Origin of the sequence: Shewanella sp. SR44-3 (genome assembly GCF_014163735.1) — a bacterium.
In the GTDB taxonomy this organism is placed as follows: domain Bacteria; phylum Pseudomonadota; class Gammaproteobacteria; order Enterobacterales; family Shewanellaceae; genus Shewanella.
On the sequence record NZ_JACJDV010000021.1, the window covers coordinates 1 to 15296 of the forward strand.

Annotated in this window: 19 protein-coding genes; 12 read left to right on the top strand and 7 right to left on the bottom strand. The window is 45.2% G+C overall.

Translation table 11 applies throughout. The features are described from left to right. Window positions 1-245 precede the first annotated feature (245 nt). From murA to mlaF, 7 genes are all read right to left on the bottom strand, one after another. Entirely contained in the window at window positions 246-1505 is a 1260-nt protein-coding gene (gene murA / locus H5073_RS11480; RefSeq protein WP_182679717.1) for a UDP-N-acetylglucosamine 1-carboxyvinyltransferase, read from the bottom strand. 15 nt (window positions 1506-1520) lie between these two features. Next, window positions 1521-1772 carry a BolA family protein gene (locus H5073_RS11485; RefSeq protein WP_182679718.1) on the bottom strand — a complete coding sequence of 84 codons (252 nt, stop codon included), beginning with the start codon at window positions 1770-1772 and terminating at the stop codon, window positions 1521-1523. 65 nt (window positions 1773-1837) lie between these two features. Continuing rightward, complete coding sequence (locus H5073_RS11490; protein WP_182679719.1) at window positions 1838-2131, bottom strand: STAS domain-containing protein; 294 nt, start codon at window positions 2129-2131, stop codon at window positions 1838-1840. After that, window positions 2128-2781 carry a phospholipid-binding protein MlaC gene (locus H5073_RS11495; RefSeq protein ID WP_182679720.1) on the bottom strand — a complete coding sequence of 218 codons (654 nt, stop codon included), beginning with the start codon at window positions 2779-2781 and terminating at the stop codon, window positions 2128-2130. The genes H5073_RS11490 and H5073_RS11495 overlap by 4 nt, the downstream gene beginning before the upstream one ends. Window positions 2782-2795: 14 nt before the next feature. Further along, window positions 2796-3269, bottom strand: a complete 474-nt coding sequence (gene mlaD / locus H5073_RS11500; protein ID WP_182679721.1) for an outer membrane lipid asymmetry maintenance protein MlaD — start codon at window positions 3267-3269, stop codon at window positions 2796-2798. An 87-nt stretch (window positions 3270-3356) separates the two neighbouring features. After that, window positions 3357-4145: a lipid asymmetry maintenance ABC transporter permease subunit MlaE gene (gene mlaE / locus H5073_RS11505; protein ID WP_182679770.1), complete on the bottom strand. Its 789-nt coding sequence runs from the start codon at window positions 4143-4145 to the stop codon at window positions 3357-3359. Window position 4146: 1 nt separating this feature from the next. Further along, on the bottom strand, window positions 4147-4953 hold the full coding sequence (mlaF, locus tag H5073_RS11510) for a phospholipid ABC transporter ATP-binding protein MlaF (protein ID WP_404948393.1): 807 nt from the start codon (window positions 4951-4953) through the stop codon (window positions 4147-4149). Between the two features lie 198 nt (window positions 4954-5151). Here mlaF and H5073_RS11515 point away from each other — a divergent pair, with 198 nt between their 5' ends. The 12 genes from H5073_RS11515 to uvrD all read left to right on the top strand — a co-directional run bounded on the left by H5073_RS11515 (window position 5152) and on the right by uvrD (window position 15233). Continuing rightward, complete coding sequence (locus tag H5073_RS11515; RefSeq protein WP_182679723.1) at window positions 5152-6114, top strand: calcium/sodium antiporter; 963 nt, start codon at window positions 5152-5154, stop codon at window positions 6112-6114. A gap of 61 nt (window positions 6115-6175) precedes the next feature. Beyond that, the gene (locus H5073_RS11520; protein WP_182679724.1) at window positions 6176-7153 is read left to right on the top strand and encodes a KpsF/GutQ family sugar-phosphate isomerase; all 978 of its coding nucleotides are present in this window, start codon (window positions 6176-6178) and stop codon (window positions 7151-7153) included. 1 nt (window position 7154) lies between these two features. Further along, entirely contained in the window at window positions 7155-7706 is a 552-nt protein-coding gene (gene kdsC, locus H5073_RS11525; protein ID WP_182679725.1) for a 3-deoxy-manno-octulosonate-8-phosphatase KdsC, read from the top strand. Next, entirely contained in the window at window positions 7703-8263 is a 561-nt protein-coding gene (gene lptC, locus H5073_RS11530) for an LPS export ABC transporter periplasmic protein LptC (protein WP_182679726.1), read from the top strand. The genes kdsC and lptC overlap by 4 nt, the downstream gene beginning before the upstream one ends. After that, window positions 8250-8804, top strand: coding sequence for a lipopolysaccharide transport periplasmic protein LptA (gene lptA / locus H5073_RS11535; RefSeq protein WP_182679727.1), 555 nt, complete (start codon window positions 8250-8252; stop codon window positions 8802-8804). The genes lptC and lptA overlap by 14 nt, the downstream gene beginning before the upstream one ends. After that, the gene (lptB, locus tag H5073_RS11540) at window positions 8801-9532 is read left to right on the top strand and encodes an LPS export ABC transporter ATP-binding protein (RefSeq protein WP_182679728.1); all 732 of its coding nucleotides are present in this window, start codon (window positions 8801-8803) and stop codon (window positions 9530-9532) included. The genes lptA and lptB overlap by 4 nt, the downstream gene beginning before the upstream one ends. Before the next feature lie 86 nt (window positions 9533-9618). Further along, window positions 9619-11100, top strand: coding sequence for an RNA polymerase factor sigma-54 (locus tag H5073_RS11545; RefSeq protein ID WP_182679729.1), 1482 nt, complete (start codon window positions 9619-9621; stop codon window positions 11098-11100). 25 nt (window positions 11101-11125) lie between these two features. Next, on the top strand, window positions 11126-11413 hold the full coding sequence (hpf, locus tag H5073_RS11550) for a ribosome hibernation promoting factor (protein WP_182679730.1): 288 nt from the start codon (window positions 11126-11128) through the stop codon (window positions 11411-11413). Between the two features lie 2 nt (window positions 11414-11415). Further along, the gene (ptsN, locus tag H5073_RS11555) at window positions 11416-11856 is read left to right on the top strand and encodes a PTS IIA-like nitrogen regulatory protein PtsN (protein WP_182679731.1); all 441 of its coding nucleotides are present in this window, start codon (window positions 11416-11418) and stop codon (window positions 11854-11856) included. Beyond that, entirely contained in the window at window positions 11856-12710 is an 855-nt protein-coding gene (gene rapZ / locus H5073_RS11560) for an RNase adapter RapZ (protein WP_182679732.1), read from the top strand. The genes ptsN and rapZ overlap by 1 nt, the downstream gene beginning before the upstream one ends. Window positions 12711-12731: 21 nt before the next feature. Further along, window positions 12732-13007, top strand: coding sequence for an HPr family phosphocarrier protein (locus H5073_RS11565; RefSeq protein WP_011494943.1), 276 nt, complete (start codon window positions 12732-12734; stop codon window positions 13005-13007). Between the two features lie 57 nt (window positions 13008-13064). Further along, the gene (gene uvrD / locus H5073_RS11570; RefSeq protein ID WP_182679733.1) at window positions 13065-15233 is read left to right on the top strand and encodes a DNA helicase II; all 2169 of its coding nucleotides are present in this window, start codon (window positions 13065-13067) and stop codon (window positions 15231-15233) included. The last annotated feature ends 63 nt before the right edge of the window (window positions 15234-15296 follow it).

Below are 15296 nucleotides of genomic sequence, written 5' to 3' on the forward strand. Positions count from 1 at the left end.
AAGTAAACCGAGCCACTGTGCCGCTGTTCTGTATGTTTTCATCACCTGCTCCAAATTTATCATTGAGCAGGTATTTTCAAATAGTCAGATCAATGATGCGAGGTGTGGTTCGCTAGACGGTTACATCGTACGTGACTGATTTGCCTCAGCGACTTTTCAGGCCATATCTGCAAACAATAAAAAAGCCATTCATCAATGAATGGCTTTTTTATTGTTTGTCACGGAGTTCGTCACAAAATATGAGCTTACTTAACGCGAATAACTTCAGCGCCTAGACCTTGAAACTTAGATTCAATATGCTCGTAACCACGATCAAGGTGGTAAATACGATCAACCAAAGTGGTACCTTCAGCCATCAAACCCGCGATGACTAAACTTGCCGATGCGCGTAAATCAGTTGCCATCACTTGAGCGCCATTGAGTTTTCCTATCCCTTGAATGATACAAGTATGACCTTCAAGCTCCATGTTGGCCCCCATACGAATAAGCTCAGGCACGTGCATAAAGCGATTTTCAAAGATAGTTTCAGTGACTCTACCCGTCCCTTGAGCTAAGGCATTAAGTACACAAAACTGAGCCTGCATATCTGTTGGAAATCCAGGATACGGTGCAGTTTTAATGTTAACCGCTTTAGGCTGCATGCCATGCATATCAAGCTCAATCCAATCTTCACCGCTAGTCACGGTTGCACCAGCATCTTCAAGCTTAGCCAGCACAGCTTCCATTGAAGTAGGGTCTGCACTTTCACAGCGAATTTTGCCCCGCGTCACAGCTGCCGCGACTAAAAAGGTACCAGTTTCAATACGGTCTGGCATCACTCGGTATTCACAACCTTGTAAGCGCTCAACACCTTCAATCTTTAAGGTCGCGGTACCCACACCAGTGATTTTTGCCCCCATGGCAATAAGACAATGAGCCAAATCTGTGACTTCAGGCTCTTGAGCAGCATTCTCAATAGTCGTTATGCCATCGGCTAGTGCAGCGGCCATCAGTAAGTTTTCGGTAGCACCTACGCTTATCATGTCCATAAAGATGTGCGCGCCTTTCAGGCGGCCATCGACTCTGGCTTTGATATAACCTTCTTTAACTTCGATTTTAGCGCCCATTTGCTCCAAACCTTGCAAATGCAGGTTTACCGGACGTGCACCTATGGCACAGCCACCAGGCAAAGATACATCTGCAGTGCCAAAGCGGGCTAATAATGGCCCTAAGATCAAAATAGAAGCACGCATGGTTTTGACTAAGTCATATGGAGCGCAAAACTCATTCAAATTAGTGGTTGAAATACGAATGCGACCACCACCTAGCTCATCAACTTCTGCACCTAAACAGCGTAGCAATTTACAGCTGGTGCTGACATCCCTAAGCTCAGGTACGTTAGATAATACAAAGTCTGTTTCGGCGAGTACGCCGGCCATTAATATAGGTAATGCGGCATTTTTAGCGCCAGAGATCACTACACTGCCAGTTAAAGGCTTGCTGGCTTGAATCGTTAATTTATCCACACTGTTTCTCTAGGCTTACATGTTAAAAATTTTTTCACGCTTCCACTGGGTCGGCGTAAATGTTTTGATTGTCAGTGCGTGTAATGCACCACTGGCAATGTACTCGTTTAACGGTCCATAAATCGCTTGCTGCTGCTTCACTCTACTCATGCCATCGAAGCACTCACCCACAGCAACCACTTTGTAATGGCTGCCATCTGAACTGGCATGGGCTTCTTCAAGCCCTAAAGCGTCAATTAAAATCTGTTCTATCTGTTTGCAATCCATAAAATCTTTTACCTTTAATACTAATCACTAGGGGGTCATTGAGTTACAAGCGCTAGCCAATAGCACTACTGCACAAAAACCTCTAAATCATAAAGCTCAATCATCTTACTAAGCGGCTTGCTAGGCTTGATAAACATCCTTGGCGATTGACGCTTCGGCGAACCTTTATGAGACAAGTGCGCTAATTCGAGCAACAGCGCAACTCCAGCACTGTCTACATAGGTGATGCCAGACAAATCTAATACTTGGGTACTTGGGCTAAATAATTTGCGCCTTTTAGACCAGAGCTCAATCACCTGCTGCTGACTTAATGACCCTTGGATAGCACAGGCTTCACCTTGTTGAATAAATTCAATCACGGGGCATCAGCTCCCGCTTTACGATCAATTCTTTCTTGAGTCTTCTCATTCAATAGCACAATAACGGCATCTATACCGTCTTTACGGATCAAATTAGAAATCTCTGACTGTTTAGATGCCAATAAGCTTATGCCTTCAGCAACTAAATCAAATGCCTTCCAAGAATTATCTTTAAGACGGCGTACTTTAAAGAGAATTTTAATCGGTGGACGACCTTCTTCAATAATTTGCACATTCACTTCAACCATTTTTTCTTTGCTGAAATCAGTACCAGGATCGTAAACCACTTTTTGATCTGTATATTGGGTGAATGCTTGAGCATAAGTCGCGACTAAATAGCCTTCAAAAGCCGTAACAAAACGCTCACGCTGATCAACACTAGTGTCTCGCAAATATTGACCCATGACTTTATAGGCGGCATATTTGTAATCCACGTAGGGCATTAACTCTTCTTTGACTATAACCTTTAAATGATTCAAATCAGCATCAATAAGGGCTTTATCTGCTCGAAAGCGTGCAAAGGTAATATTGGCGGCTTGCTCAATCAAGAGGTAAGGATCTGTAGTATTAACCTCATCGGCCATGGCCAATGACTGCACACCTAACAACATGATTAAACCAGTAAAAAGACCGCCTAAACGAGTTTTCATTGCACCTGCTCCTATTATTTATCTTTTGAGGACATGCTATAGAGTAACTGACCGATTAAATCTTCTAAAATCAAAGCTGAACGTGTGTCTTGAATTTTATCACCATCACCAAGCATGGCAATATCATCATCAACAAACCCAGGTGTTAAGCCCAAAAACTGCTCACCTAATAACCCTGCGGTTTGAATCGATAAGCTACTGGTTTCAGGAAACTGATTGAAACGCTTATCCATGGCCAGTGTCACGATTGGCACCAACTTATCTGAATCTAAACTAATGTCTGTGACTCGGCCAACCACAACCCCCCCCACTTTTACTGGCGAGCGTACTTTTAAGCCACCAATATTATTAAACTCGGCAACTAAGATGTAGCTGTTATCGTCAGCGTTAATTTTTACATTCGCTACGCTAAAGACTAACAAACAGAAGGCTACCAATCCAGAGAGCAAAAACATACCCACTAATAGCTCGATTTTCCGTGTTAACATAATTTAAAACCACTCATATATTAAGTTATCTATTATAAAATTCTGCGGCTTAACTACACCGATATCTTCACTCACACACCAAACGCTTTACTGGCCAAACATAATCGCAGTTAGCAAGAAGTCCAATCCAAGTACCGCTAAGCTTGCCTGCACCACGGTTGAAGTGGTAGCACGGCTAATTCCTTCAGGATTTGGGTTCACTTCATAGCCTCGATAGAGGGCAATCCAAGTGACGACTACCGCAAATACTGTGCTTTTAATAACACAGTTAACGATATCCTGACGCCATTCAATGGAAGCCTGCAGAATAGACCAAAAAGTGCCACTATCAATGCCTTTCCATTCCACCCCAACTATATGACCACCATAAATGCCCACTAGGCTAAACATCACAGCCAATAACGGCATGCTAATGACACCCGCCCAAAAACGCGGCGCTATCACTTGCCTTAATGGGTCAATTGCCATCATTTCAAGGCTAGATAACTGCTCGGTTGACTTCATTAATCCTATTTCAGCGGTTAACGCAGACCCTGCGCGACCGGCAAACAATAAGGCAGTAACCACAGGTCCAAGCTCCCGCAGCAAACTCAGCGCCACCATAGGGCCTAAGCTTTCTTCAGTGCCAAATCCCACTAACACATTGTAACCTTGCAGCGCCATCACCATGCCGATAAATAAACCCGACACTATGATAATGATCATCGAACGTACGCCGAGCACATAAATTTGCTTCAGCAGTAACGGCCCACCTTTGCGCACATTCGGGAGATGAAACAGCGCCCCCCATAGCATCAAACCCGCTTTACCAAAGCCACGCATAAAGGCGATTGCACTTTGGCCGATTAAGGCGATTTGATTGAGTAATTGACTCATCTTATCCACGCATCAGCTCCTGTTGATAATTACCCGCTGGATAATGGAAGGGAACCGGCCCATCTGGTGCTCCCTGAATAAACTGCACTAATTGTGGATTATCAGACTGCTTTAATTGCTCAGGTGTACCATGAGCAACCACTCGCTTATCAGCAACCACATACACATAGTCAGCAATACCTAATACTTCATCCACATCATGAGACACCACAATAGAGGTCAATTTCAATGAATCTGACAGTTGTCTGATAAGTTTTACCAGCATGCCCATGGAAATGGGATCTTGGCCGGCAAAAGGCTCATCGTACATCACCATTTCAGGTTCCAGCGCGATAGCCCGGGCCAGAGCTGCACGACGCTGCATACCGCCAGAAAGCTCATTAGGCATCATGTAAGCGGCGCCTCTAAGGCCCACAGCTTGCAACTTCATAATCACTATTTTGTGAATAATGTCTTCAGGTAACCCCGAATGTTCACGCAGGGCAAACGCTACGTTATCGAAGACATTCATATCAGTAAACAGCGCACCACTTTGAAACAACATGCTCATGCGCTTACGTAAATTAAATAATTCACCGCGCGCTAATTGGTGCACGTCATGGCCATCAAACAACACTTGGCCGCTGTCAGGAGTCAACTGACCACCAATTAATTTCAATAAAGTGGTTTTACCTATGCCACTTGGACCCATGATGGCAGTGACTTTACCTTTAGGTATGCTTAGTGAAATGTCCTCGTATATCACACGAGAACCGCGACTAAAACTGAGGTTTTTAATTTCAACCAAAGATGTTGGGTTGTTAGACATGGTTATCTCAGACATGAAGGGTGAGGTGATGATAGCCTTCCTAGCAATAAATTTAAGAAAGGAATTGTACGTAATTGTTGCTAAAGCTACAACCAAATCCCGTGAGGAGTGTAGAATCTCACATCAATTGAGCCGGAGACTTTCAATTTGAGTTAAATCCAGCGAAAATGTTCCCGACTGTAGACAAATGAGAATCCCATGCTAGTTAACATTTTATTTTTAGTGATAGGTTTAGCCGTTTTAGTCTGGAGCGCAGATCGCTTCGTCTATGGGGCCGCAGCTTTTGCACGCAACCTTGGCTTGCCGCCTATGCTAATAGGTTTAACCATAGTTGCCATGGGCAGCTCAGCACCAGAAATGTTTGTCGCAGCCACTGCATCAATGGAAGGCATGAGTGACACGGCCATTGGCAATGTGCTTGGCTCGAATGTCGCCAACATTACCCTAATATTAGGTATTACTGCTTTATTAGGCGCTTTATCTGTCACCTCTGAGACCCTTAAACGCGAAATCCCACTTATGATAGCCGCCACAGTATTAGCAGGCTACTTACTCCATGATGGTATCCTTAGCCGTACAGATGGCTGGATTTTACTCAGCGCATTTTTTGCGCTCATGGGCTACTTAATTTATCAGGCTCTAAGCAATAAAACGCCAGATGCACTCACCGATGAGTCAGAAGCTGAAATACCTACCGGCGTACCCACATGGCGCGCCATATTCTGGATACTGGTTGGCATGGTACTCTTGCCATTATCGGCCGATTGGATGGTCGATGGCGCGGTAGGCATTGCGAAAACATTTGGTTTATCTGATCTTGTTATCGGGTTAACCATTATTGCTGTGGGCACTAGCCTGCCTGAGTTGGCAGCCTGCGTGGCGGGCGTAATGAAGAAAGAACACGACCTTGCCATAGGTAATATCGTTGGATCCAATATTTTTAATATTTTAGCGGTTATGGCTCTGCCAGGCTTAATTGCACCCGGTGAAGTCGATGCTCAGGCCAGCAGCCGAGATTTTTATATGGTATTAGCCACTAGCTGCGCCTTAGCCATATTAGTATTATCTAGCGGCGCCAAGAAGCAACTCACACGCTGGCACGGGGCAGTGTTACTACTGACCTTTATCGTTTACCAGGTCGTTATTTTTAGCGCGAACTAATTTTAATAAACCCATTATTTGCAATGTGTTTATTCACCCTTTAGCAAACGAAGAGAGCAATATGGTCAATCAAAACCAGTGGCGCCAATGGGGCTGTAAAGTCATTGATATAGAGAAGTCAGCCCTAGATCACCTCTATCAGTTTGTTGATTCCGATGCATTTAGTCAGGCTTGTGAATTGATCTTGCAGTGCAAAGGTAAAGTCATCGTCATGGGGATGGGAAAGTCCGGTCATATAGGTAATAAAATATCGGCAACGTTAGCCAGTACGGGAACGCCAGCATTTTTCGTCCACCCAGGTGAAGCCAGTCATGGCGATCTAGGTGCGCTTGCTAAAGAAGATATTATTCTCGCCATTTCAAACTCAGGTGAGTCCAGTGAAATTCTCACATTACTGCCGGTTATTCAACGCATGGGCTTGCCTGTTATCGCTGTCACCGGCAAACCTGAGTCGAACATGGCAAAGTTTGCCAAGATACATTTGTGCATAGAAGTGCCTGAAGAAGCCTGCCCTCTTGGCTTAGCCCCCACCTCAAGCACAACAGCAACCTTAGTGATGGGCGATGCTCTAGCAGTCGCATTACTGCAAGCCAAAGGGTTTACTCAAGACGATTTTGCGCTGTCCCACCCAGGCGGTTCATTAGGGCGTAAATTATTATTAAAAGTCAGCGATGTGATGCACCAAGGTGACAGACTACCTTGTGTGTCTCATGATATTTGCATCACTGAAGCCTTGTATGAAATCTCCAAAAAAGGCTTAGGCATGACAGCTGTGGTTGATAAGAATAATGCCTTAGTGGGTATTTTTACCGATGGCGATTTACGCCGAGTCATAGATGCCGAAGTTAACCTTCGCACCACGCCTATCGAACACGTCATGACCAAGAATTGTGTCACCATCACTGAAGGTATATTGGCCGCTCAGGCGCTACAAGTGATGGAAAGTAAGAATATTAATGGCCTTATTGTGGTCAACAATCAGCAACAGCCAATTGGCGCATTAAATATGCTCGATATGGTAAAAGCAGGAGTTATTTAACATGTCACAGCCAGGTTTATACGGTCCAGTTTCAGATCTAGTATGGCAAAAAGCGCAAAAAATTAAATTGCTCATCTGTGATGTAGATGGGGTGTTTTCCGATGGCCGTATTTATATGGGCAACGATGGCGAAGAACTCAAAGCTTTTCATACTCGTGATGGTTATGGCGTGCGCTCACTCTTAACCAGTGGCTTTGCGGTCGCTGTGATTACCGGGCGTAAATCTAAAATTGTTGAAAACCGCATGACAGCCCTTGGGATCAGCGAGATTTATCAAGGTATCGACGATAAATTTGTGCCATTTAACGCCTTAATGAAACATTACAACGTCAGTGCCGATGAAGTTGCCTACATAGGCGATGATATGGTGGATTTGCCAGTGATGAAGGCGGTCGGTCTTGCAGTTTGTGTTGCCGATGGCCACCCTTATGTTAAGCAACACGCTCACATGGTGACTCAAATTAATGGCGGGCACGGCGCACTTAGAGAACTGGCGGATTTACTACTAGTAAGCCAAGATAAGTTCAACACAGCTCACGGTATGAGTATATGAATCGCGTCACCTTAGCCATTATCGCCTTCTTCAGTGCTTCACTATTCTTGTACTGGCAAGTACAGCTAAAGCGCAGCGCGATGGAGCAAATTCAGGTTGATGTGATCGAAAGACCGGCATTTACCGCCGATGAACTACGCAGCGCCGAATTTGATAAACAAGGCTTATTAGTGAGCAAGGTCATGGCTAGGCACATGGAGCACTATGAGTCGACTCAAGTGACCCACTTCACTGAGCCAGTATATTTAATTTATCCAGAGTCAGGCAAGGCTCAGTGGCAGTTACAAGCCAGTCAAGGCAAGTTAAACAAGCAAACTGGCAAAATGCTTTTAGAGAACAATGTAATAATTGATGCTATTAACATCGAAGAGCCAGTACAATCAATCTCAACTCAATCATTGGCATTCGACATGAATACCATGATAATGACTTCCGATGACATGCTATATGTCAAAGGTAAAGACTTTATTATTCAAGGCTTAGGCCTTTATGCTGACCTAGAAGCAGAAGAATTGACCTTACTTAGTCAGGTAGAAGGAACATATGAAGCAAAGTAACATATTCTTGATAGGCCTATTATTGGCAACCAGCCATGGCGCTATCGCTAAGCAAGGCGATTTACAGCAAGAGCTAAAAGTTGAAGCTGTGAGCCAAAAAGCCGACATCAAGAACAACCAAATTATCTTCTTTGGCCCAGTAAAAGTGGTCCAAGGTACAATTAACATTCATGCCGATGAGCTGCGAGCATTCAGCACTAGTAAAAGCCCGAGCAAGGTCATGTTGGCCATAGGTAATCCAGCCACCTTTAGCCAAGAACTCGATGATGGCAGTATAGGTACCGCCAGTGCCAAAGAAATTCGCTACGATCTTGCCTCCCGCACCTTGACTCTGACTGGCGAAGCTAAGTTGGATCAAGCTGGTAACCAAGTCACAGGCAACAGCATTCGCTATAACATTAAAGAGCAGCAGCTACTCGCTGAGAGTACAGGTAAAGGTCAAGACAGGGTTATCACCATTATTCAGCCTGAAAATTATCAGGACAGCAATGTCAAACCCAGCCTGCCTGAAATTCCAGTTAAAAAGCAGGATGAGCAATGATCCAATCTAAGTTAACTGCTGAAAATCTTGCAAAAAGTTACAAGAACCGTCAAGTCGTTAAAGACGTCAGTCTATCAGTTAGTACTGGGCAAATTGTTGGCCTACTGGGCCCCAATGGTGCTGGAAAAACCACCACCTTTTATATGGTGGTAGGTTTAGTTAAGAGCGACAAGGGTCGCATTCTAATTGATGATGACGACCTCACCGCTGACCCTATGCATTTACGGGCACGTAAAGGTATTGGCTACTTGCCACAAGAAGCCAGTATTTTTCGCAAACTTACGGTCAGAGATAACATTATGGCCGTATTGCAAACTCGCAAAAAGCTATCAAATGATGAGCGTGAAGAGCAACTCGAGCATTTGTTAGAAGAATTTCACATTACCCATATTCGTGACAGCCAAGGCATGTCATTATCTGGTGGTGAGCGCCGCCGCGTTGAAATTGCCAGAGCCTTAGCCGCCGATCCTCAGTTTATTCTTCTGGATGAGCCTTTTGCTGGTGTTGATCCTATCTCTGTGATAGATATAAAAAAAATAATTCAACAACTCAAGAGTCGCGGTCTTGGGGTATTAATTACCGATCATAACGTCAGGGAAACATTAGACGTTTGTGAGCGAGCTTATATCGTTAGTCATGGCAATTTAATTGCCGAAGGCACGCCAGCTGAAATCTTAAATAATCAGCAGGTTCGGACAGTGTACTTAGGCGAACAATTCAAGCTATAGTTGATCAGAATAACCTTCAGGGGCACAGATAATGCTCCAGCAAAATCTGTCACACTCATGGAATAGACACTAGGGATAAGCGGTAAATGAAAGCGTCACTCCAACTTAAAATGGGTCAACATCTAACTATGACCCCACAGCTGCAACAGGCTATTCGTCTGTTGCAACTTTCTTCATTGGAGCTACAGCAAGAAATTCAACAAGCCCTTGAATCCAATCCATTATTGGAACTAGAAGACGAATTTTCCCTCGAAAAACCAGCCAAAAAAGATGATATCCAAGGCGACACAGACTTTAGCGACAACAGCCAAGTTAGTGTCGAGAAGGATACCTCATCCGTTGACACCGCCGAATCCCTGACACAAGAGTCCATGCCTGATGAATTACCCATGGACACCACCTGGGATGAGGTCTTTACTGCAGCGCCAAACTCAGGCTCAGCAAGTGGTGGAGGTTTCGATGATATGCCCTTTCAAGGCGAGACCACTGAGGGCTTATACGAGCATCTTGAGTGGCAAAAAAACCTCACCCCATTTTCAGAAACTGACCGCGCCATCGCCACCGCGATTATCGATGCCATCGATGAACGTGGATATCTCACTCAGTCTACCGAAGATATCCTCGAAGCCATGGGCAATAGCGATGTTGAGCTTGATGAAGTAGAAGCAGTACTCAAGCGGGTACAGCATTTTGACCCTGTGGGCATAGCCGCTAGGGATTTACGGGAATGCTTATTGATCCAGCTGGCGCAATATGCCACTGATGTGCCCCACTTAGACAATGCACGTATGTTAATAGACGAGCATTTAGATTTAATTGCAGGTCGTGATTTCAGGCTATTAATGCGTAAGACACGCCTTAAAGAAGACGATCTCAGAGACGCCATCAGCTTAATACAATCACTCAATCCACGACCTGGGCTTATCATTGCCCATAATGAAGACGAATACGTGATCCCCGATGTGACTGTATTCAAAAAAAGTGGTCGCTGGGTGGTAGAACTCAACCCTGATTGCATGCCAAAAATCAGTGTTAATCAGCAATATGCCGCCATGGCTCGCAGCAGCAAGAGCCAGGTCGACACTCAATTTATTCGTGGTAACTTACAAGAAGCCAAATGGTTTATTAAGAGCTTAGAGAGCCGTAACGATACCCTACTCAAAGTGGCTAATTGTATTGTTCAATACCAACAAGGCTTTTTTGAGTTCGGTGAAGAAGCCATGAAACCTATGGTACTCAACGACATAGCTGAAGCCGTAGAAATGCACGAATCGACCATTTCTCGCGTGACAACGCAAAAATACATGCACACCCCCAAAGGCTTGTTCGAGCTTAAATATTTCTTCTCAAGCCACGTAAGTACCGATGATGGTGGTGAGTGCTCGTCTACCGCAATCCGCGCTTTCATTAAAAAGCTGGTTGCCGCAGAAAACCAGAAAAAACCATTAAGCGACAGTAAAATGGCCCAACTTCTGGCGGAACAGGGGATCAATGTAGCCCGTCGTACGATAGCGAAATATCGTGAAGCAATGCTCATTCCCCCCTCAAACCAACGTAAGAGTTTATAACCTACGGGCTATTGGAGGATGTGTTATGCAAATAAACCTAACAGGGCACCATGTGGAGATCACTGAATCACTGCGGGAGTACATTACCAGCAAATTTTCAAAGCTTGAACGCCATTACGATCAGATCAATAATATCAACGTGGTGCTAAATGTTGTGAAATTACAACAAATTGTCGAAGCAAAAATTAGCTTAAGCGGAGCGGAAGTGTTCGCGACATCAGAACACACAGATATGTACGCAGCCATAGACATACTGATCGATAAGCTCGATCGTCAAGTCATTAAACACAAAGAGAAGTTAATAAAACACTAACAATGGAACTTTGTAGCATATTACAGCAGGAATGCACCAGCTGTGCCACACCGGGCAGTAAGAAAAAGGTACTGGAACTCATCAGCGAGCTTGTTGCTGCCCAGTACCCTACCCTTTCTGCGCAAGCAGTATTCGAAAGTCTAGTGGCCAGAGAAAAAATGGGCAGTACAGGAATTGGCAATGGCATTGCAATACCCCATGGCCGTTTAGACAATATCAGCCAGCCTATCGGTGTATTTATCAAATGCGATGACCCCATAGCATTCGATGCCATTGATAAACAGCCGGTGGATATCTTGTTTGCTTTATTAGTGCCAGAGGATCAATGCAAGCAGCATTTAAGCACCTTAGCAGCTATGGCAGAAAAGCTTTCAGACAAACAAATTTTAAAACAACTGCGCAAAGCGCAAAATGCAGCCGAACTTTACCAGGTGATAACCTAATGAAACTCGTGATCGTATCAGGGCGCTCAGGCTCAGGGAAATCCGTCGCTCTTAGGGTATTAGAAGACCTAGGTTATTATTGTGTCGACAATCTACCATTGGCATTAATTGGCAGCCTATTAGCACAACTAAAGAGCAGCAATGACTTAGTGGCCATTAGTGTCGATGTGCGCAATATTGCTGAGCAAGGAAAGGTACTCGAACAGCAATTGGCCCTACTGCCTCCCGAAACAGAAATCACCAGTTTCTTCTTAAATTCAAGTGATAAGGTGTTGCTTAAACGCTACAGTGAAACCCGTAGGCTGCACCCACTATCCCGAAGCCAAACATCACTGCAAGATGCCATTAAGCTCGAAGGCAGGCTACTCGAGCCTATCGCTAAAATGGTTGACCATCATATAGATACATCAATGCTTAATGTCTATGAGCTTAGCGATCAAGTCAGACAAATATTGCTCGGCAGTGTCGATAAAGAATTAGTGATCAATATTGAATCCTTCGGCTTTAAGCATGGTATGCCCACTGAAGCCGACTTTATGTTTGATGTGCGCTTCTTACCTAATCCTCATTGGGAAGCCGAGCTGCGCCCACTAACAGGTCTCGATATCCCCGTACAAGAGTTTTTAGCCCGCCAGCCGCTGGTGCATAAATTAATTTGGCAGATTGAAAACCTATTTGAAACCTGGATGCCGCATCTTGAGCGCAATAATCGCAGTTACTTGACCATAGCTATAGGTTGCACTGGGGGCCAGCACAGATCCGTCTACATTGCCGATCAGCTCGCCAAACGCTTTGCCAATGGCAAACATGTGGTCAACGCGCGTCATCGTGAATTAGGCGACGTCAAAGCCTAATGCCAGCAGGGAAATTACGCTATGCCTAGACTCGAACGCAAGATAACCATAGTCAACAAGCTAGGTCTTCATGCCAGAGCGGCCACTAAGCTTGCTGTTTTAGCATCTGAATTTGAGGCTGAGATCAGTTTGTTTCAGGGTGATAAGCAAGCCAGCGCCGCCAGTGTGCTTGGGCTTTTAATGCTCGAAAGCGCCATGGGTAAGGAAATCACTATCGTCGCCCAAGGCAAAGATGCACAGGCGGCACTCGATGCCATCTGCAGTCTTATCAATTCAAAATTTGATGAAGCCAGCTAAACCTCTCTTTTTCCCCTAGCTCTTGCTATAATACTCCCTTGATTTTTGGGAGGGTTAATGGACGTATCAAGATTACTAGACGGCTTAAATGATAAACAGCGTGAAGCCGTAGGCGCACCACTATCGAACATGTTAGTGCTCGCTGGCGCAGGCAGTGGTAAAACCCGTGTATTAACCCATAGAATTGCTTGGTTAATGCAGGTTGAACAGCAAAGCCCCTACTCCATCTTAGCCGTGACCTTCACCAATAAAGCCGCTGCAGAAATGCGCGAGCGCGTTGAAAAAGTGGCAGGCTCTAACATGGGCCGCATGTGGATAGGCACCTTCCATGGCCTAGCCCACCGTCTACTGCGGACCCATTTCCAAGATGCTAACCTGCCCCAAAGCTTTCAAATAATCGACTCTGACGATCAGCTTCGCTTACTTAAGCGCATTTTAAAAAGCCTAAACCTCGACGAAAAACAATATCCTCCTCGTCAAGCCCAAGGCTACATCAATGGCAAGAAAGACCAAGGACTGCGCCCTAAGCATATCGATGCTGGCGGTTTCCCCATTGAGCAAAACCTGCTAAATATCTATAAAGTTTACCAAGAATCTTGCGATCGCGCGGGCTTAGTAGACTTTGCTGAAATCCTCTTGCGTGCCCACGAGCTGTGGCTCAATAAACCCCATTTACTGGCACACTACCAAGAACGCTTCAAACACATCTTAGTGGACGAATTCCAAGACACTAACGCCATCCAGTACGCGTGGATCCGTGTATTGGCCGGTAACAGTGCCAATGTGATGATAGTGGGTGATGACGATCAGTCCATCTACGGCTGGCGCGGGGCTCAGGTTGAAAATCTACACAAGTTCCTACAAGACTTTCCAGGTTCTAGCACCATACGCTTGGAACAAAATTACCGTTCTAGCGCCAATATTCTTAATGCATCCAACGAATTAATTGCCAATAACCCAGACAGGTTAGGCAAAAAACTCTGGACCGAAGATAAAGACGGCGAACCCATTTCCATTTATTGTGCCTTTAATGAAATGGACGAGGCCCGTTATATCGTTAGCCGTATCCAAGACTGGCAAGAAAAAGGCGGCGCCTTAACTGATTGTGCTATTCTCTACCGTTCAAATGCCCAGTCTCGGGTATTGGAAGAAGCTTTCTTACACAAGGGCATGGCTTACCGTATTTATGGTGGTCTGCGCTTCTTCGAGCGCCAAGAAATCAAAGACGCCATGGGTTACATGCGTCTTATCAATAATCATAATGATGATGCAGCCTTTGAGCGTATCGTTAACACCCCCACCCGCGGGATTGGTGATCGCACCTTAGATATTATGCGCACCACCGCCAGACAACACCAGCTCACCCTATGGCAAGCGAGTTTACGTTTGTTGGAAGAGAAAGTCTTAGCGGGTCGTGCGGCCAATGCGGTGCGCGGCTTTATGGACTTAATCGTTGACCTTAAAGTCGACACAGAAGCAATGCAGCTGTTCACTATGGTCGATACTGTAGTGAATACTTCTGGCCTTAGAAGCATGTATCAAGCCGAAAAAGGCGAGAAAGCCCAATCTAGGATCGAGAACTTAAACGAACTCGTGACGGCGGCGCGCAGCTTTGAAATGCCAGAAGAACTTGAAGACATGGGCGAGCTCAATGCCTTCTTGTCCCACGCGGCCTTAGAAGCCGGTGAAGGTCAAGCCGATGCGTTTACAGATGCAGTACAATTAATGACGCTTCATTCTGCCAAGGGACTCGAGTTCCCTATGGTATTTATGTCTGGCGTCGAAGAGGGGATATTCCCAAGTAAAATGGCGCTGGACGAGGGTGATAGACTCGATGAAGAGCGCCGTCTTTGTTATGTAGGTATGACTCGCGCTATGGAAAAGCTCACCATCAGCTACGCCGAATCAAGGCGTATCTATGGCCGTGAAGATTACGCCAGCCCATCACGCTTTATTGGTGAAATCCCCGCTAAATTTGTGGAGGAAATTCGCTTACGAGCTAAGGTATCAACCCCTACTATGAATGCAAAAATCGTTAAACCCAGGGCCACCATGGCCAATGATACTGGCTTTAAAATCGGCCAAATGGTCACTCACTTTAAATTTGGCCCAGGCGCCATCACAAGCTTCGAGGGCATGGGTGACAAGGCCAGAGTCCAAGTGGACTTCAAAGAGTTTGGCAGTAAGTGGTTACTAGTCTCACTGGCTAAACTTGAAGCCTGCTAATCCGCAATCAAACATCAGTAATCTGTTTATTTGCAATAAAGTTACCGTTTTACGCTTACCCAT